The sequence below is a fragment of the Myxococcales bacterium genome (assembly GCA_016699535.1).
Taxonomy (GTDB): domain Bacteria; phylum Myxococcota_A; class Polyangia; order Polyangiales.
In genome coordinates, this window is sequence record CP064980.1 from 2,695,246 (window position 1) to 2,712,118 (window position 16,873).

Here is a 16,873-nt window from a genome sequence, read left to right on the forward strand (position 1 = left end):
TTCAAGGCCTGCGACTTACCTTTTACCTGAGTGGGTGGCAAGGGCTTTGTTTTAACGTGGTCTTTACGGCCTTGTAGACCGATTCGCTGATAATAATCTCACCCTCTTTAGCCACGGAGCAAAGCCTTGCGCCTACATTAACCACGTCGCCGATCACGGTGTATTCCAGGGCCTGGCTACTTCCAAGATACCCGGCCACCACCTCGCCCGTGTTAATGCCAATGCCCATGCGCACCGTGCGCTGTCCTTTGATGATGCGTTGTGCATTGTATTTATCAAGCACGCCCTGCATTTCAATTGCGGTGCGCACTGCACGTACCGGATCGTCATCGTGCATTACCGGCGCACCGAAGAGCGCCATAATGGCATCACCCACAAATTTATCCAGAGTTCCTTCGTGCTTAAAGATGACTTCCACCATGAGCTCAAAATATTCATTGAGCATGGTGACCGTTTCTTGAGCGCTTTGGTTTTCAGCAATATTGGTAAAGCCACGAATGTCTGTAAAGAGTACCGTCGTCTCACGGAGTTGGCCGCCCTTCTCGAGCTTGACCGCGCCGCTCATAACTTCTTCAACGATGGCAGGCGACAGTAGCCTCTCGAATTGACCACGCATGACCGCGTCTTTTTCGATTTTATTTGCGTAGAAACTGTTTTGGATGGCAATAGCTGCTTGATTGGCCACGTTCTGAAAGAGCTGCAAATCTTTCTCTCGAAACGAATTCGTTGCAACTTTCGAGTCGAGCAAAATCACACCAAAGGTATGATCGGCATGCACCAAAGGAACGGCCATCGACGAGCGTATCCCCTGCATAATAACAGAACGCGCGCCGTGAAACCGTGCATCCATCGTCGCATCGCTTGAGAGCACGGCCGTTGAGTCACGAAGCACTTCGTTTGTGATCGTGCTTGATATGGTAAGCTGCTCATCCTCTGCTTTTTCATCGCGCATGTGAACGCAACGTGGCAGAAGATCGCCACTTTCATCGTCTACGAGCAGCACCACGCCTCGGTCGGCTGGAAACATTTCCATGAGTCGCGCCAATACTTTTTCAAGTAATTTATCGACATCCAATTCAAGGCCGATGGCTTTGGTTAGCTCGTAACCCAAACGAAGTTTTTCGTAGTCGCGACGTAAATCTTTTTCGTTCGCAATAAGTTTTTCCGATACAAAGCGTTGCTCACTGATCGGAGCCAGTCGCGTATGGATATGACTGTCAATGGATCCTGGTGTGATGGTGACTTGCGGAACGCGTTTCTTAGCTTTGAACTGGACCTTGTGAGAAAACACGATACGGGTTGTGCCCACCATGATTTCATCACCATCTTTGAGCTCCACGGAAGATGCCCGTTTACCATTGACCAATGTACCGTTGAGCGAATCAAGGTCTTTGAGATGATAACCTTCCTTGACCTTCCATATGCGGCAGTGGTTCTTTGAAGCGATGCGATCGAGGACCTGGATGTCGTTGTCCGGGTGTCGCCCAAGGGTGATGTTTTCCCCCAAGTTGTGCCGTTGTGGACCTTCAGGTCCGTAAATAGTCAGGTCCGCCATCGCAGGCCCCATGGTATGCGACCAAGCACTCCCCCGTAAAGTATGTCGAGCGGGCGCTTGCGCCGCGCGAGCTCGTTTGGGGTTGCCGGGCGCTTGCGCCGCGCGAGCTCGTTTGGGATGCCTTGCTCTTCAAGCGTTGAATTGCTTGCATCGCTTGTTAAAGCTTGCTAGTTTCCGTCTCCCGCTAAGTTTTAGGATGGCATATGGCACGTGTAACCGTTGAAGATTGTTTGAAACATGATGAAAATCGCTTTGCTTTGGTGGTTCTGGCCGCCCGGCGAGCTCGCCAGCTCATCAAAGGTGCACCTGCCCTTGTGCAAAGTAAAAACCGAGCGGCGGTTACAGCACTTCGCGAAATTGCGGGCAAGCGTGTCTATTTTACCCGTTCGGTTAAAGAAGTGACCAAAGAGTATATCGCGGAACAAAAAGCCGCCGATCCAATGCTCTAGGACGCTCTTACTCAACTGAGTTTTTACGACAGCTCTCGAGTTTGCCTTGGGTGTTTTTGCGATAAAAACGTCTAAGAAAGGTCGCCAGTTCGCCAAGGGCGCCCCGATGCACGAAGTGCTCTTCAATGTACTTTGCAAGCCTTGCAGCATGCCTTGATGCGGTGCGATAGCGCTCCCCGGCTTCGGAATGCTCGTGGTCAATAAAGCTTGTTTTTTCGAATAGATGGCGACGCAAGTGCCTGCTTCGCTCCATGATCACGCCTGCGCCTTGTCCCTGCAGAAGCGCCAAAGCGTACTTATCGATTTCAGCCTGAAGTTCCAGCTCGAGCAGCGAGACTTTATGTCCCCGACTTCCTCGATGATGAAGGTAAGCCACGTGGCTGACGCCCTCTGCAGCAAGGCAGAAGGCCTGGAAATGCGACTGATTGGCGAGTTGCCACGTCTCCGTGGTGGCGAGCAGGTCCAGCGCTTCCTTTTCAACATAAAGCCCAATGGCAATCTCATCGTCGTGTTCCCGAAACCAAACGACTTCACCGCGTTCGATATCATCACCTACGGCGGCTCGAGCGGTGTGTTCATCACAGGAAAAAGCTTCGATAGGCAAGCTTCGATCGAGGTCGTAGAGCTTGGCTAAGTTCTGATGGATATGCTTGAGTATCAATGCAGCTGCTTCTTTTTTGAGGCCTGAGGAAAGAGTCCGTGCTCACGGAGTCGTTCGGCCGCTATCGGCGAGCGCGTTAATCGCCAGCGCTCGTAGAGCTTTACGATGTCCTGCGGACTGCGCAGCGCGGTGCTTTCGCGAATGTCGTCGAGCACCCGCACAAAGGCTCCAAAACGTTTGGCCAGCTCGCCGTAAGTCTCCGCAAATTCAGCTTCGCGAGGCGTTTTGACGCGATGCGCAATTTGCCTTGCGGCTGAATAAGCTCTCTCTCCCATGGTCATGACGTAATCGCGGGTAATGCCCCGTCCGGTCAGGTTCTCCGCGAAAAATCCCGTACGGTACAAGGCGCGATCCCCCATGGACTTAAAGCGACGAAGGCGCTCTGGGCCCTCGGCTTCCATGGCCTTAGCGAATAGTTCAACCAAAGTATGGCGATGCTCTTCGATATCATCGTGGACCGCGAACTCCGCTAAAAGATTAACGAGGTAAAATTCCGTGCGTTCGTGTGTTTTTATGCCTTGGCGCCTCAAAGCAGCTAGCACACGGTCGCGAAAATATGCACGCATGTTCACGTGGCCTTCGATTGAACTCAAACTTGGACCTCCTTGAAAAGCGTCACCTCTATCAAGTATAGCTCAATTTTATGTTGCGAGCGAAATCGCCACGTGAAAAAAATGCCTACATGTAGGTCACGCGATCGTATCTTCGGTGATAACCTCATCCCGTGTTTTTTAATTCAAATAAAAACAACAGTTTATTAGTAAAGGGTGCCCTTCTCTTGACTCCCTCCCTCAGGTGGTTATGTTGCCCACGCTCTAGCAGTCTGGCAGACAGACTGCTAAAAAAATGCCGTCCATTGGCGACGGAAAGACCTTAGGAGGTTTGCGTTATGAAAATCAGGCCCCTTCAAGACCGTGTAATCATAAAACGGCTAGAAGAAGAAACTAAAACCAAAGGCGGAATCATTATTCCTGATTCTGCAAAAGAGAAACCCATTGAAGGCAAAGTGGTTGCAGTAGGCAACGGCAAAGTGCTCGAGGATGGCTCTGTTCGTAAGCTTGACCTCAAAAATGGTGATCGTGTGCTTTTTGGTAAGTACAGCGGCACCGAGGTGAAGATTGCTGGAGAAGAGCATCTCATTCTTCGTGAGGATGACATTTTAGGCGTAATCGAGAAATAATTTTAGGAGGAGAACTATATCATGGCAGCTAAAGAAATTTTATACGACACCGCAGCACGCGATCGTATTTTGGCAGGATTAAACACCCTTGCAAACGCCGTCAAAGTAACTTTGGGACCGAAGGGTCGCAACGTGGTCATCGAAAAGAGCTTTGGAGCTCCAACGGTCACCAAAGATGGCGTTACTGTTGCAAAGGAAATTGAAATCGAAAACCGTTTCGAGAACATGGGCGCACAAATGGTACGCGAAGTGGCCTCGAAAACTTCCGACGTGGCTGGTGACGGAACCACCACAGCGACTGTGCTTGCACAGGCTCTTTATCGCGAAGGCTCAAAGCTTGTGGCCGCTGGACACAATCCCATGGAGCTTAAGCGCGGCATTGATGCAGCCGTTCAGACTGTGATTGAGAAGCTGCAAAAACTCTCGAAGCCAACCAAAGATCCAAAAGAGATTGCTCAAGTTGGTTCGATCTCAGCCAACGGCGACGCAACCATCGGCAAGATTATTGCTGAGGCTATGGAGCGTGTTGGTAAAGAAGGCGTGATCACCGTTGAAGAAGCTAAAGGACTTGAGACCACGCTCGATGTGGTTGAAGGCATGCAGTTCGATCGCGGTTATCTTTCCCCTTACTTCATCTCGGATCCCGAGCGCATGGAAGTTGTTCTTGAAGACGCTTATGTGCTTATTTCTGAGAAGAAGATCTCAAACATGAAGGACCTTCTTCCTGTGCTTGAGGCCATTGCCCGTCAGCAGAAGCCCTTGCTTGTGCTTGCTGAAGATGTCGAAGGTGAAGCCCTTGCAACGCTTGTTGTGAACAAGCTTCGAGGAACTTTCCATGCTGCCGCTGTCAAAGCTCCTGGCTTTGGTGATCGTCGCAAGGAAATGCTCAAGGACATTGCTATCCTTACCGGTGGTCAGGTAGTGAGCGAAGAGCTTGGCATCAAGCTTGAAAGCGTCACCATCAACGACCTTGGTAAAGCAAAGCGCATTACTATCGACAAAGAGAACACCACGATTGTGGATGGCGCTGGTAAAAAGGCGGAGATCAAAGGCCGTATCGAAGCCATTCGTCGTCAAGTTGAAGAGACCAGTAGCGACTACGATCGCGAGAAACTCCAAGAACGCCTTGCGAAGTTGGTTGGTGGTGTAGCCGTTGTCAAAGTTGGCGCTGCAACTGAATTTGAGATGAAAGAAAAGAAGGCTCGTGTTGAAGATGCTTTGAACGCAACCCGTGCTGCTGTTGAAGAAGGTATCGTGCCTGGCGGTGGTACAGCGCTTTTGCGTTGCCAAGCATCGCTCGACAAGATTGACCTTAGTGAAGAGCAACGTTTTGGTGCCATGATTGTACGTCGTGCCATCGAAGAGCCTCTTCGTCAGATTGCTACAAACGCTGGCCTTGAAGGCTCGATTGTGGTTGACCGTGTGCGTAATGCTAAAGAAGCAACACATGGTTTCAACGCTGCCATCGAGAAGTACGAAGACCTTCTTAAAGCAGGCGTGATCGATCCAACCAAGGTTGTTCGCACGGCGCTTCAAAACGCTGCTTCAGTGGCAGGGCTTATGCTCACCACGGAGGCATTGATAGCGGAACGCCCAAAAGATGAAAAGGCTGCAGCTCCTCATGCACACGGTGGCGCACCAGGTGGCATGGGCGGCATGGATTTCTAATCCAGCAGCTCTGTTCTGCTCAAAAACGCCAAACTTTCTTCGGAAAGTTTGGCGTTTTTTCTTTAAAGCAAACGCTGGCTTTTAGTAAGGCTGCGGTCTGCTCAACGGTTAGTTTTCGTATGCTTGACGAATCGCTTCGAGCTCTTCGGATAGCTCGACGACCTGCTCCTGCAAAGTAAGCAATGATTCTTCAAGGGTACGTATCTCAATCGAATCGCGAAGAGCTTCGGGACTGGCGACGCTTGCTTCAAGGGCACGTATGCGTTGGTCGCGAATTTCCAGCTGAGCTGCCATGGATTTCATGATGATTTCGCGGTTGTTCGCTTGCCGTTGTTCTGCATCGACTTGCTCTTTAAGGGCGTCAAGTTCGGCTTTGAGATCATGTTCGGTATGCTTGGATTCATCCAGCGCCAAACGCAAGGCTTTGATGCCAATTTCACTTAAGTCAGCACCTTCCTGGATGGGTGGTTCTGAAAGTGGATTGCGCAGTCTAAGCGATTCGGGCAAAGGTTGCTTTGCAAGTTCATCGAGCTCTGTGAATGCGCTTTTAGCAATATGGATGCACTCTTGAAGCAGCGCTTGTTGTTTGGAAGATGAGACGGCTTGGCTGATTTCGGCAAGTCTTGATCGCAGGCCGGCCACTTCCCCGTGCAAGAAGCTTATTTCGCGTTTCCAGCTTGTTTTTGCCGCGCCAAGATCAAAAAAGGCCTGAGCGTTGAGTGTCGAGTTTGGTCGGGCACGCAGCTGTAAGAATCTTTGAGCAACTTTTGATAACGTTTAAGTTCCTCGTGCAACCATCGGTTTTCCTTTGATTGTTCGTAAAAGCGTGCTTCCAGTGCTGAAAGAGATTGACCGCTGGCTCGCTTTTGCCGAGGGCTAGGTGCTTTTGCCGAGGGTTTCGTGGACATTACACCAGAGATGTACCCATTCCTAACGCGGGAATCAACTTCATCCTGGATATGGGGTTTTTATGGGCTCAGGTGTTCTAGGAGCTTTTTGACGCTATCGGTGGATGGCGCGTTTGAAGCGGTAAAAGCAAGGGGGCCTTTTTCCTGCCTGGTCCGATCAAGTGTCCAGTCCAGCGCGGGAAAAACATCCTTAAGCGCTTCGTTAAGCTGGTCCTGGGCTTTTTCGGTTTCTGTCCCGATTTGCAGGCGATTGTGCACGCGCAGCAAAAACGAATCGCTTTGAAATTTTAGCTGTCCGTTGAAGCACGATTCGGTCTCAAGTTGCTCAGCGGCTTTGAGGGTGTAAGCGAAGGCTCTGTGTAACTGCTCGGACAGGCTCCCCGCAACGTCACGCTTGGCATGATAAAGGAGTCCCGTTTTGCCATCCTGCTGGTCGAGGCCGAGGTTGGCATAGTGGGCAATGAGCATCACGCCTGGGCCATGATGCACGTGACGGTAATCGGCTACGTCGATGAGCACGTCATCAAGGCTTCCTTGCTTGATCCATTCGTGAAAGACGCGAATGAAGTTCTCATGGTCCAGTGAGTCGTCGTTCTCGATAAAGAACTTGAGGTTAATCATGTAAGAGTCAGTTGCCACGGTATTGTCCTGCTTGGTTTTGGCTGATGCGGTCGTAGCAAGCATGAGCTGCTTCAATGAAGAGCTGCGCTTCTTCGACGGACTGATGTGCGAGTTCTTGATTGGCGGAAGTCTTGTGTCGCTTTTCGGCGGCAAAAAGGTAGTTTGCGAACTTAGCGCCCGCGTAAGGATCGTTAAAGAGCCCGGTGTCATGAAAGCGCGTGCGGAATTCGCTCAGAATATGTTCTGGCTCGTCCGTAATGTCGATGTTTTCGATTTGAACTAATGCTTTAGCGGCATCGAGCATCGCTCGAAAGGATTTTTCAAGCGAAAGTTGATGGTTGCCTTTGTCGAGTTCGACTTGAGCTTCAAATACCTGACGTTCACTTGCTGCAAGACCAAACATGGCCAAGGGGACGATTTCACCAGCGCACTCCCCTACTCCAATGTCACCAATTGTATATTCCCTCGGGTCACCCCAGTCGGTATAGTAGCTTCGGTCGTGGTCGTACTCGGGAACAATCATAAGCTCTTTTAAGAGCCCGCGTATTTCGGTTTTGCCTTTTCGACTGATCCAGGCTTGAAAGTTTTCATCGCCCTCTCGCTCGGCAAGATAAGTGTCGGTAAGTAGGTCCACTGTTTTGGGAATGCTTTTGGCCGGGACGGCGCCAATAGCAAGACCATAAGATCCACCGTTATTGGCCCATTGTCCGCCGAGCACAACTTGAAAATGCGGGACGCGGCGACCCTTAACATTGCGGGATACTCCCAAAAAGCCCAAATCGGCGATGTGGTGCTGTCCGCAAGAGTTAAAACAGCCACTACATTTAATACGCAGATCTTTGACCGGGTCTTTGAGCTCGGCGCGAGCGATTCTGTCGTTGATGTGTTTGCTCAGAGCTGCGGCAAGGCCACGCGATGCTGAAATACCAAGCTTGCAGGTATCGGTGCCAGGGCACGAGGTGACGTCTTCGATGCTGCTTGCTCCTGCGGCATCAAGGCCAACTTTCTGCAGCGCTTCAAAAAACTCTGGCAAATCAGCTTCTGGCAGCCAACGCAACGCTAAGTTCTGCTCAACGGTGGTGCACCAGGTATCGCCTGTATGGCGGCGTGCCAAATCAGCAAGTACGCGTGCTTGATCCGAGGTGAAATCGCCAAGCGGCAGACGAACGGTAGCTACGACATAACCGTCTTGCGCCTGTTTTCGAATGTTTGTTGCGCGCCAGCGTTTGAAAGCGTCAGAGAAGTTGCCGTCTACAAGAACCTTGCCTGGACGCAAAGGCTTTTCCTCGTACAGGCCAACACCATCAAGAGTGTGTTTGTCCTCCAGCAACGCATGCCAGCGGGGATCGGCCGGAATTGTTTTTCGCTCCTCGAGGACCAGCTTGCGAAACTCGTCGATGCCGAGCTTTGATATGAGAAACTTAATTCGTGCGCGCGCACGGTTGTTTTTCTCACCAAGCCGAGCAAATACACGACACACCGCCTGCGTCATCGGCAGTAGCTCTTTTTCAGGCAAAAACTCATCAAAGAGTTTGGCGTGCTGAGGCACAGACCCTAGGCCTCCGCCAACGTAAAACTCAAAGCCGCGCTCTTCGTTGCCATTGACGATGCGTTTTTTCGCCACCACACCAAGGTCGTGAATGTTGACCAAGCCACAAGCGTGATCTTTGCAACCGGAAAAAGCGATTTTAAACTTGCGTCCGAAATCTTGGACATCAGGATGTCCGAGCAAAAAGCGGGTGAGCGCGTTGGCATAGCTGCGTACGTCAAAGCTTTCGGTATTGCATACGCCCGCGTAAGGACAAGCGGTGATATTGCGCACACTGTTGCCGCAAGCTTCGCGCGTGGTGATGCCCACAACGGCAAGGCGCCGCATCATGTCGGGTGTATCTTCAATGTGCACGAAATGAAGCTGAATGTCTTGTCTTGTCGTGACGTGCAAAATAGCGTCGGAATACTCTTCGGCCACTTCAGCAAGCACATCAAGTTGATCGTTGGTAAGTCTGCCGTAAGGAATCTTAATGCGTTCCATCCCGGGAGCGTCCCAGACGGTGTCAGGGCCCTTCGTTAGCTCGCCGCATGGAAAATTAATTGCCTGAGAACTTTCACCATTGTGCCGCTTGCCATTATCGTAGCGCTGTCCGTAGACACCTCGGCGCAAACGCGCTTCGGCAAAAAGCTTTTCTTCGATTTTTCCTTGCTTACGAAGCTCAATCTGCGTTTCAAAAACGTCGATTTCCTCTGCCATGTCTTTGGGAATGCTTGCGGCAAGCCTGCTTTTCCAACTAAGTTCCGTCATAAAACCTTGCTTAATATTGATGGTGTGGTTCCCAGGGTTATGAAGGACTATTCCCGGGTTGTCAACTCAGGTATAGGCGAAGTCCTGTAAAACGTGGCAATAACAACGGGTTATGGTTTTCCTGTTCTTGACTGAAATAGTGAGAATTTGTTGCGCCGCGTTGCTTGTTTGACTTTGGAGAGCTTGGAAATTAAGGAGCTGTGAATATGGATAAGAGTTTTACAGTCGCTGTGGTGGGAGCAACCGGCCTAGTCGGCCAGACCATGCTCTCGATTTTGCATGAACGTAAGTTTCCGATTAAGCGCCTCGTTGCCGTCGCATCGAAGCGCAGTGCCGGCAAACGTGTGCAATTTGGCGATGGTGAAGTTGAGGTTAAGGCGATTGCTCCGCAAGTTTTTGAAGGCGTTGATATCGCAATTTTTTCAGCAGGCGGTGCGGTCTCGCGTGAGTGGGCGCCGATTGCTGCAAGCAAGGGTGCTGTGGTGATTGATAACTCCTCGGCTTGGCGCATGGATCCAGAAGTGCCTTTATGTGTCGCAGAGGTGAATATCGAGGCGGCAAAGCACCATCCAAAGGGCATCATTGCCAATCCGAACTGCTCAACCATGCAAATGCTTGTGGCGTTAAAACCGATTCACGATGTCTTTGGTATCGAGCGTATTGTAGTAGCGACCTACCAAGCTGCCAGTGGTGCAGGCGTTAATGCCGTTCAGGATCTTTACAAACAAACAGCAGCTTGGTCACAAGGCAAGACGCCCGAGCCGGGCAGCATTGGTGATATTCTGGCGGGCAACTTGCTGATGAAATGGAAATACGATCTTGAAACGGGCTATCACGAAGAAGAAACCAAGCTTGTTAATGAGACTAAAAAGATTCTCGGGGACCAGAGCATTCAAGTCTCTCCGACCGCAGTGCGGGTGCCGGTGGAAACGGGACATAGCGAAGCTGTCACGTTGATGACCCGCAGTCCTACAAGCGCCAAAGAGGTTCGGGCTTTGCTCGAAGCTGCACCTGGAGTCGAAGTGATCGATGATATAGCCAAGGGGCTCTACCCTGCTCCGCGGGATGTGGCCGGAAAAGATCCCGTTCTTGTGGGCAGAATTCGAGATGATATCGGGAATCCTGGCGGGGTGCAGCTGTGGATCGTAGGCGATAACATCCGAAAAGGAGCCGCGCTCAATGCTGTTCAGATTGCTGAAGGATTGTTTCTTTAGCAGCTAGGATTGTCAAACGTGCCTGACCGGCTACATGGGCTTTGGTTGACGCTTTGTCTTGCTTTTGTGGGGAAAGCGCCTGAGTTTTGACAAATTGTCGAATGTGGATGGGTTGGATCGTTGATTACAGGCTTTTTTTGACGGTGAATTTTGGCCCAATCTTTGCTACTAGCGACGCATGACTTTTATTTCTCGAATGGGCCGAGCATCGTTCCTCGGGTTACTCGCCGTTGTGGCCTTTCCTGCGCTTGGCATGGCGCAGATGACAGTGAAGGTGACCGCTATTGAAGGGCGCACGGGCGGCACGACCACGCTTGACCCCCTGAATAATCCGATAAGCCTTGCTGAGTGCACAAGCGGTACGAATCTGACGTTTGTGGTTCGAAACATACCCACTGACAAAAACAGTTTATCGGTATGGACAGGTAGCTCAGGCATTCCGTGTAACGATGTAGAAAATCGAAATTCCAACACGACGCAACCCAAATGCCACCTCGTTGAAGGGCTGTCGGACTTGAGCATCAACGGTTCGTCCACGAAAGAGGACTTTATTATTCCGGCTGATGCTTTGCGCGGCGCGTGTGACAACACGGAAGGTGTCCTCTATATCCTAGCCATTGACACCAATGAGTACGATGCAGTGGATGCCAATTCGTATGCTACCTTAAACTTTAGAATCGACGTTGATCCTCCTGGTAACCCAAGTAGTTTACAGGACGCAAGCGGTGATACCGCGGTGGGTCTCAATTGGGAGCAACTCGGATAAAAGTGATCTTCGTGGACATTTCATTTACGTCGATTACGCCGATGGACAAAGTTGCACGAGCGAGCGCTTGATTGAGGGTGAAGCTCCTCCAAGCGCGGAAGCTACCGGCTTGTATATTCGCGATCAAACGAGCAATACAGCGACAAGCTATTCTTTAGATGTTTCCGAGATGATTCCTGAATTTGGACAGAAAGCAGCCATCGCAGTGGCAGCGTACGATTTTGCGGGCAACGTAAGTACGCTATCAAACGTGGCCTGTGTGACGCGGCAGGAGTCGGTTGGTATTTATGAAAGCTTGTGCGAAGGACAAGGGCAAGACCCGGCCGACTGTAAGCTTGAAAGCTGTTCATTTCAGCGGGGACTGTCGTCATCGTCGGTAGCGCTTCTGTCGGTGCTTGGAGCCCTTCTTTTTTTCCGTAGGAGGCGTTCATGAAAAGCATCTGCTTGGGGGCGTTGATCTTCTTTGTGGCAGCCGGTGCTCATGCACAAAGCTGGGAGCCTGAGCTAAATCCAAACAAAAAGTTCGAAAGCGCGGAGCGCTTTGGGCTTGAGCTAAAGGGAGGTTCGTACAATCCGGCTGTTGGCGGGTCGGTTTGGGACAACAACATCAGTGATAGCGGACCACTCTTAGGTCTGGAGTTCGATGTCTATCCTATGCGAATTCCCTACTTTGGTTTGTTGGGTCTTGGATTTGGCCTTGGCTATGCGAACTTTGCAGGCTCAAGCCTCAATCCAGCGGGAGTGGCCATCAGCGAAAAGACGTCTCTGAACGTGGTTCCGCTTAGCGTCATGGCAGTGCTTCGCGTGGATGTGCTTTGGCGCGAACTTAATGTGCCCTTTGTGTTTGTCGGCAAGCTTGGTGGAGAACTGGCGTTTTGGGACATGAACACTGGCAACAACAATGTCGCCAATGGTTATTCCGGAGGCTTTCGCTGGGCTTTGCAAGCGGATCTTTATCTCGATTTTTTGGAGCCGAGTTCTGCACGCTCTTTGGATGAAGAATGGGGCATCAATCACACCTTTCTGTTTTTTGAACTCTTCGGCACAACGACTGGAAAAAAACCGAATTCCAACGTGGACCTTTCCGATACGTCCTGGGCTATTGGCCTTGGCGCTACTTTCTAGGGCGGAGATTCTGCTTTGATGAGGGAACGTGGTTGGCTGCTTACCCTGGCTTACGACGGCCTTAAGTACAGCGGCTGGCAGAAGCAACAGGGCTTAGCCACGGTCCAAGGCGTGCTCGAAGAGGCTATCGTTAAGATGGCAGGACATGAGGTCGCAACTTTTGCCGCTTCACGTACCGATGCCGGCGTACACGCTTTAGGACAACGCGTAAGCTTTGCAACAAGGAAAGAAATCTCCGAAGACGGTTGGTTTCGCGGCCTAAACACCTCACTGCCTCGCGATATATCAGTAAGGCATATCCAGCCGTGCGCGCCAGACTACAACCCGCGTTTTGATAGCGTCGAGAAGCGTTATCGTTACGTGATTGATACCGATCCGGGGCGTAACCCGCTTTTTCGCTTGCTGGCTTGGCACCGGCCATGGACCGAGGGACTGGATCTTGATGCCATGCAAAGAGCCGCGGAGTCGTTTTTAGGCGAACACGATTTTAAAGCATTTCGCTCTTCGGCCGATCCCCGAGAAAAAACGGTGCGAATCATTCGGGATATTACGGTGCAAACCGGTTTCGGGGCTGATTCAGGGCTGATTTGCGTCGAGATTTGCGGCAATGCTTTTTTGCACAACATGGTGCGCATCATGGTCGGCACTCTCGTCGAAATCGGCACGGGGCGTTACAATGAACACATCGTGCCCACCCTTCTCAGTAACTCGGCCGAACGAGCGCTTGCAGGACAAACAGCTCCTGCTCATGGGCTTTGCCTGATTGACGTTAAGCTTGGCAGGCAAAGAAAGGGATGAAAGCTTTTTTCGACAGTCTACCGTCTCTACTCGTTGTGTTTGCTACTCTAGTGGGCATCAATCACTCAAGAGCTCAAGCGCAGGCCGTTGCGCGAACAGCGATTGTGGTGTCCGGAGACTCCGATCAATGGTTGGTCGAGCAAGCAGAACGAATCGAAGAGCTTTTGAGGAACCAACCTGAACTTGTTTTGCCTGCTGATTCCGGGCTTAACTCGGTGCTGGCAGGCGTCTTTCCGGCAAACGTCACCTCTGCAAGTCAACGCGCGAGCAAGCTTCGCCGCAAACTTGGAGCAGGCGAAACTCGAGATGTTGCAGTCCTAAGGCGCCTGGGACAACAAATCGAATGCACATCGCTTGTGGTTGTCCGGCGGCAGAGCCACCGCATGTTTCTGTTTATGTTTGATGTAAAGCAAGCAGCATTTTTTACGAGGTCCTTGGATCTGGCTTCGATTTCGGATGTCTCGCTTCGTCGATACGTCACAATACGTGCTTTGGCAGCACAAAACGGCATGCCGCCACCTCCTAAGCCCCTACCCGTCGTGAATCACGGCGCGGTTCAGGCCGTACAACCCGTGGATCAGAAAGAAAACTGGTTTGAGGCCAATTGGCATATTTTGGTCTCGGTGGCTGTGGTTGGTGTGCTTGCAGGCGCGTACTTCGTTGCCCGAAATGCCGGTGACAGTCCCCAAAGCGTGATAGAATTTTCACTGGAATAGCTGCTGTATGAATTCGTCATCCCATACGCTAACTCAGAGGCTCAAATACTGCTTTGTCATCACGTGTATATTGGCGTGGCCCTGGCTTACGCCTTTCGGGTGCGCTGCGCCACAACCGCAACTGTATTCGAGCTCTGCTATTAGTCATCAAGCTAAGCCATCGCTATCGGAGCTTTGCCTTCCCAACCCGACGCCTGGAAGCTTGACTTCTGAGGCGGAGGTTTGTGGTCTTGGTGAAGAGATCAACGAAGAGCTCTTGCATTCTCTCTCACAGCCCCCTCCCCTTGAGGGCATCGACATTGAGACACCGGCGGCATCCCCCTTTGATTTTGTCGTTCTGCTTTCAATTGATGGCCTACGTAAAGATGCCGTGGGCACGGCAACGCCTGTGATGAAGAGCTTGATGAACCGGGGTGTATGGGCTGAGGATGCACGGACCATTGGGCATTCGCATACGCTTCCCTCTCATGCGTCCATGGTCAGTGGCGTCGATATCGGGGTGCATGGCATCAACTTTAATGCTTTCCGTCGTGGCTTTGGACGCATTCGTTTTCCAACTATTTTTAAAATAGCGAGCCTTGCGAATTTAGAGGTGGGGATGTTTGTCGCTAAACGCAAACTTGAGCTTTTGGACGATACTGGCGGAGCACTTGATTTTCAGGTGGGTGGGATGTTTTGCTCAAAGGTTGTGCGATCGGCTTCGAATTTTATTCGCAGCAAGAAAAGAGGGATCGCGTTTGTTCATTTCTCCGAACCCGATGCGGCAGGTCATTTGTACGGATGGATGTCGTGGCGTTACCGAAAAGCGGTCACGACGGCCGATCAGTGCGTTGGCGATTTGCTGTCTTTGATCGAACAGCGTGTCGATCAAAAGCGCACCCTGTTTATTGTGACTTCGGATCACGGAGGCTTCGGCAAAACACATGGGGCCCATCGCGATGAGAATAAAAGGATACCGTGGATCGCCTATAGCCCCGCCCTTGGTGCCAGCGTTATCGCAAGGCCTATATCCACGATGGACACCGCTGCAACGGTACTACAGGCCCTGGGGTTGCCCCAAGCGCGCCGGAGCGAGGGGCATGCTGTCATGGAGCTTATGGGGCCCAAGCCTAGCGCCCTAAGTGTGGCGAATTAGAAGCTCCAATTAGTGTTTTGGGTGTTTTCAGGAGTTTTAGGTGCTTTTCCGCTAACTTCGCTCCTTTTGCCAACGATCCTGATGGCAGGACCTTGCCTTGCTGAACATTAGCGTTGTAAAGGCCCGGTCGTGAGTTTAAAAAAGCAAATCGAGCGACGACGTACTTTCGCGATTATCTCCCATCCTGACGCTGGAAAAACGACCCTTACAGAGAAGCTACTTCTTTATGGTGGCGCGATTCATACTGCAGGAGCTGTCAAAGCCAGACGCTCCGCCCTGGCTTCGCGTAGTGACTGGATGGAGCTTGAACGCAAACGCGGCATTTCGGTCAGCAGTAGCGTTATGCAGTTTGATTTCGAAGACATCCGTTACAACCTACTTGATACCCCAGGCCACCAGGACTTTAGTGAAGATACCTATCGCACTTTAATGGCCGCCGATTGCGCGATCATGCTGATTGATGCGGCTAAGGGCGTTGAAGATCAAACACGTCGTTTGTTCAAGGTGTGTCGGATGCGAGGCATTCCAGTGGTCACCGTGGTTAATAAACTGGATTTGCCTGCGCGAGACCCTTTCGAGTTAATGGCTGAAGTGGAAGAGGTTTTGGAGCTGCCGACGGTTCCCTTTACCTGGCCCATAGGCAGTGGCCAACTCTTTCAAGGTGTATACAACTTGCGGCAAAAGAACGTGCTCAAGTTTATGCGAACTGCCGGAAACGCAAAACCGGTACCGGTGAAAACTGCTGGCATTGACGATCCGAAACTTTCGGAACTTCTCGGCGAAGATGCGGCAGAAGAGCTCAAGGGCAGCGTTGAGCTCCTCGAAGGCGCAGGAGAAGACTACGATAACGAGGCTTTCCTTCGTGGCGAAATTAGCCCTGTGTTTTTTCTAAGCGCGTTAAGTAATTTTGGTGTTGAGCCTTTCTTAGAGGCTTTTGCTAAGCTCTGCCCGGCTCCCGGGCGCACAAAAGCAGCCGACGGTAGCGATGTGCAGGCTGAAGACGAAGCCTTTTCCGCCTTTATCTTTAAGGTTCAAGCCAATATGGATCCGGCACATCGCGATCGCATTGCTTTTGCCCGCATATGTTCTGGGAAGTTTTCGGGTGGCTTACGTGTCCATCACGCTCGATTAAAGAAGGAAGTAAGGCTTGCGCACGCCCAGCAATTCATGGCGCAAGACCGGCAGATTGTCGAAGAGGCTTACGCCGGAGATATCGTTGGGTTGTTTGATCCCGGTTTGTTCAAAATTGGCGATACGCTAAGCAGCAATCCCGCATTGCTCTTTGATTCCGTGCCTCGTTTCTCGCCGGAACACTTTGCGCGTATTGAGCTTGATGATCCAATGAAGCGAAAACAGTTTCAAAAAGGGACTTCCCAGTTGTCCGAAGAAGGCACTGTGCAGTTGTTTTTTCAAGAAGGCCGCGAAAAAGACCCGATTGTTGGCGTTGTGGGCCAATTGCAGTTTGACGTGTTGGTTTATCGACTGGAGCACGAATACGGCGCGAAAGTCCGCATTAACAGCCTGCCATACCGCTATGCGCGTTGGGTCACCGGACCAAAAGACATCAAAGACATGCAACTTGCACGCGTTGCCATGCCGGTTTTGGATCAAGACAAGTACTTTGTAGCGTTGCTTCGCGACGATTGGGAGCTACGAAGTATTCAGGAAAACAACAAAAGCTGGCAATTCCACGAAACCGCTCCTCTGCACTTAGGCTAAGCGTTGCGAGGATACTTGGCGACTATTCTTTGGAAGCTTCTTTTTCCGGATGAATGGCG

The 16,873-nt window shown here is 51.3% G+C and carries 17 protein-coding genes; 11 read left to right on the forward strand and 6 right to left on the reverse strand.

The window, feature by feature from the left end; all coding sequences use genetic code 11:
* Nucleotides 1-22 precede the first annotated feature (22 nt).
* The gene (locus IPJ88_12775) at nucleotides 23-1,555 is read right to left on the reverse strand and encodes an FHA domain-containing protein (GenBank protein ID QQR89082.1); all 1,533 of its coding nucleotides are present in this window, start codon (nucleotides 1,553-1,555) and stop codon (nucleotides 23-25) included.
* 203 nt (nucleotides 1,556-1,758) lie between these two features.
* Between IPJ88_12775 and IPJ88_12780 the strand changes: the two genes are divergently transcribed.
* Nucleotides 1,759-2,004 (forward strand): DNA-directed RNA polymerase subunit omega, encoded by a 246-nt coding sequence (locus IPJ88_12780; protein ID QQR89083.1) that lies wholly within the window; start codon nucleotides 1,759-1,761, stop codon nucleotides 2,002-2,004.
* Nucleotides 2,005-2,011: 7 nt separating this feature from the next.
* Here IPJ88_12780 and IPJ88_12785 read toward each other — a convergent pair whose 3' ends face one another.
* Both IPJ88_12785 and IPJ88_12790 read right to left on the reverse strand, forming a co-directional pair.
* On the reverse strand, nucleotides 2,012-2,665 hold the full coding sequence (locus IPJ88_12785) for a hypothetical protein (protein QQR89084.1): 654 nt from the start codon (nucleotides 2,663-2,665) through the stop codon (nucleotides 2,012-2,014).
* Nucleotides 2,662-3,258, reverse strand: coding sequence for a hypothetical protein (locus IPJ88_12790; GenBank protein ID QQR89085.1), 597 nt, complete (start codon nucleotides 3,256-3,258; stop codon nucleotides 2,662-2,664). The genes IPJ88_12785 and IPJ88_12790 overlap by 4 nt, the downstream gene beginning before the upstream one ends.
* A 296-nt stretch (nucleotides 3,259-3,554) precedes the next feature.
* On the opposite strand from IPJ88_12790, the gene groES reads away from it, so the two are divergent.
* Together groES and groL are read left to right on the forward strand one after the other, a co-directional pair.
* Complete coding sequence (gene groES / locus IPJ88_12795; GenBank protein ID QQR89086.1) at nucleotides 3,555-3,845, forward strand: co-chaperone GroES; 291 nt, start codon at nucleotides 3,555-3,557, stop codon at nucleotides 3,843-3,845.
* Between the two features lie 21 nt (nucleotides 3,846-3,866).
* Nucleotides 3,867-5,513 (forward strand): chaperonin GroEL, encoded by a 1,647-nt coding sequence (gene groL, locus IPJ88_12800; GenBank protein QQR89087.1) that lies wholly within the window; start codon nucleotides 3,867-3,869, stop codon nucleotides 5,511-5,513.
* Nucleotides 5,514-5,621: 108 nt separating this feature from the next.
* Here groL and IPJ88_12805 read toward each other — a convergent pair whose 3' ends face one another.
* The 3 genes from IPJ88_12805 to IPJ88_12815 all read right to left on the reverse strand — a co-directional run bounded on the left by IPJ88_12805 (nucleotide 5,622) and on the right by IPJ88_12815 (nucleotide 9,341).
* Entirely contained in the window at nucleotides 5,622-6,155 is a 534-nt protein-coding gene (locus IPJ88_12805; protein QQR89088.1) for a hypothetical protein, read from the reverse strand.
* Nucleotides 6,156-6,481: 326 nt separating this feature from the next.
* Nucleotides 6,482-7,060, reverse strand: coding sequence for a hypothetical protein (locus IPJ88_12810; protein ID QQR89089.1), 579 nt, complete (start codon nucleotides 7,058-7,060; stop codon nucleotides 6,482-6,484).
* Complete coding sequence (locus IPJ88_12815; protein QQR89090.1) at nucleotides 7,050-9,341, reverse strand: nitrite/sulfite reductase; 2,292 nt, start codon at nucleotides 9,339-9,341, stop codon at nucleotides 7,050-7,052. The genes IPJ88_12810 and IPJ88_12815 overlap by 11 nt, the downstream gene beginning before the upstream one ends.
* Nucleotides 9,342-9,547: 206 nt before the next feature.
* On the opposite strand from IPJ88_12815, the gene IPJ88_12820 reads away from it, so the two are divergent.
* The 8 genes from IPJ88_12820 to IPJ88_12855 all read left to right on the forward strand — a co-directional run bounded on the left by IPJ88_12820 (nucleotide 9,548) and on the right by IPJ88_12855 (nucleotide 16,814).
* Nucleotides 9,548-10,555, forward strand: a complete 1,008-nt coding sequence (locus IPJ88_12820) for an aspartate-semialdehyde dehydrogenase (GenBank protein QQR89091.1) — start codon at nucleotides 9,548-9,550, stop codon at nucleotides 10,553-10,555.
* A 178-nt stretch (nucleotides 10,556-10,733) separates the two neighbouring features.
* On the forward strand, nucleotides 10,734-11,321 hold the full coding sequence (locus tag IPJ88_12825) for a hypothetical protein (GenBank protein QQR89092.1): 588 nt from the start codon (nucleotides 10,734-10,736) through the stop codon (nucleotides 11,319-11,321).
* Nucleotides 11,281-11,754: a hypothetical protein gene (locus tag IPJ88_12830; GenBank protein ID QQR89093.1), complete on the forward strand. Its 474-nt coding sequence runs from the start codon at nucleotides 11,281-11,283 to the stop codon at nucleotides 11,752-11,754. Before IPJ88_12825 ends, IPJ88_12830 begins: the two co-directional genes overlap by 41 nt.
* The gene (locus IPJ88_12835) at nucleotides 11,751-12,446 is read left to right on the forward strand and encodes a hypothetical protein (protein ID QQR89094.1); all 696 of its coding nucleotides are present in this window, start codon (nucleotides 11,751-11,753) and stop codon (nucleotides 12,444-12,446) included. Before IPJ88_12830 ends, IPJ88_12835 begins: the two co-directional genes overlap by 4 nt.
* A gap of 15 nt (nucleotides 12,447-12,461) precedes the next feature.
* Nucleotides 12,462-13,244 carry a tRNA pseudouridine(38-40) synthase TruA gene (gene truA, locus IPJ88_12840; GenBank protein QQR89095.1) on the forward strand — a complete coding sequence of 261 codons (783 nt, stop codon included), beginning with the start codon at nucleotides 12,462-12,464 and terminating at the stop codon, nucleotides 13,242-13,244.
* Nucleotides 13,241-13,960: a hypothetical protein gene (locus tag IPJ88_12845; protein ID QQR89096.1), complete on the forward strand. Its 720-nt coding sequence runs from the start codon at nucleotides 13,241-13,243 to the stop codon at nucleotides 13,958-13,960. The genes truA and IPJ88_12845 overlap by 4 nt, the downstream gene beginning before the upstream one ends.
* A 202-nt stretch (nucleotides 13,961-14,162) precedes the next feature.
* Nucleotides 14,163-15,095, forward strand: coding sequence for an alkaline phosphatase family protein (locus IPJ88_12850; protein QQR89097.1), 933 nt, complete (start codon nucleotides 14,163-14,165; stop codon nucleotides 15,093-15,095).
* A gap of 129 nt (nucleotides 15,096-15,224) precedes the next feature.
* Nucleotides 15,225-16,814 (forward strand): peptide chain release factor 3, encoded by a 1,590-nt coding sequence (locus IPJ88_12855; GenBank protein QQR89098.1) that lies wholly within the window; start codon nucleotides 15,225-15,227, stop codon nucleotides 16,812-16,814.
* Nucleotides 16,815-16,873: the final 59 nt, after the last annotated feature.

Coding starts and splice junctions, on each gene's coding strand:
- groES (QQR89086.1), top strand. CDS start 3,555: ATGAAAATCAGGCCCCTTCAAGACCGTGTAATCATAAAACGGCTAGAA.
- groL (QQR89087.1), top strand. CDS start 3,867: ATGGCAGCTAAAGAAATTTTATACGACACCGCAGCACGCGATCGTATT.
- IPJ88_12775 (QQR89082.1), bottom strand. CDS start 1,555: ATGGCGGACCTGACTATTTACGGACCTGAAGGTCCACAACGGCACAAC.
- IPJ88_12815 (QQR89090.1), bottom strand. CDS start 9,341: ATGACGGAACTTAGTTGGAAAAGCAGGCTTGCCGCAAGCATTCCCAAA.
- IPJ88_12845 (QQR89096.1), top strand. CDS start 13,241: ATGAAAGCTTTTTTCGACAGTCTACCGTCTCTACTCGTTGTGTTTGCT.
- IPJ88_12835 (QQR89094.1), top strand. CDS start 11,751: ATGAAAAGCATCTGCTTGGGGGCGTTGATCTTCTTTGTGGCAGCCGGT.
- IPJ88_12825 (QQR89092.1), top strand. CDS start 10,734: ATGACTTTTATTTCTCGAATGGGCCGAGCATCGTTCCTCGGGTTACTC.
- IPJ88_12780 (QQR89083.1), top strand. CDS start 1,759: ATGGCACGTGTAACCGTTGAAGATTGTTTGAAACATGATGAAAATCGC.
- IPJ88_12820 (QQR89091.1), top strand. CDS start 9,548: ATGGATAAGAGTTTTACAGTCGCTGTGGTGGGAGCAACCGGCCTAGTC.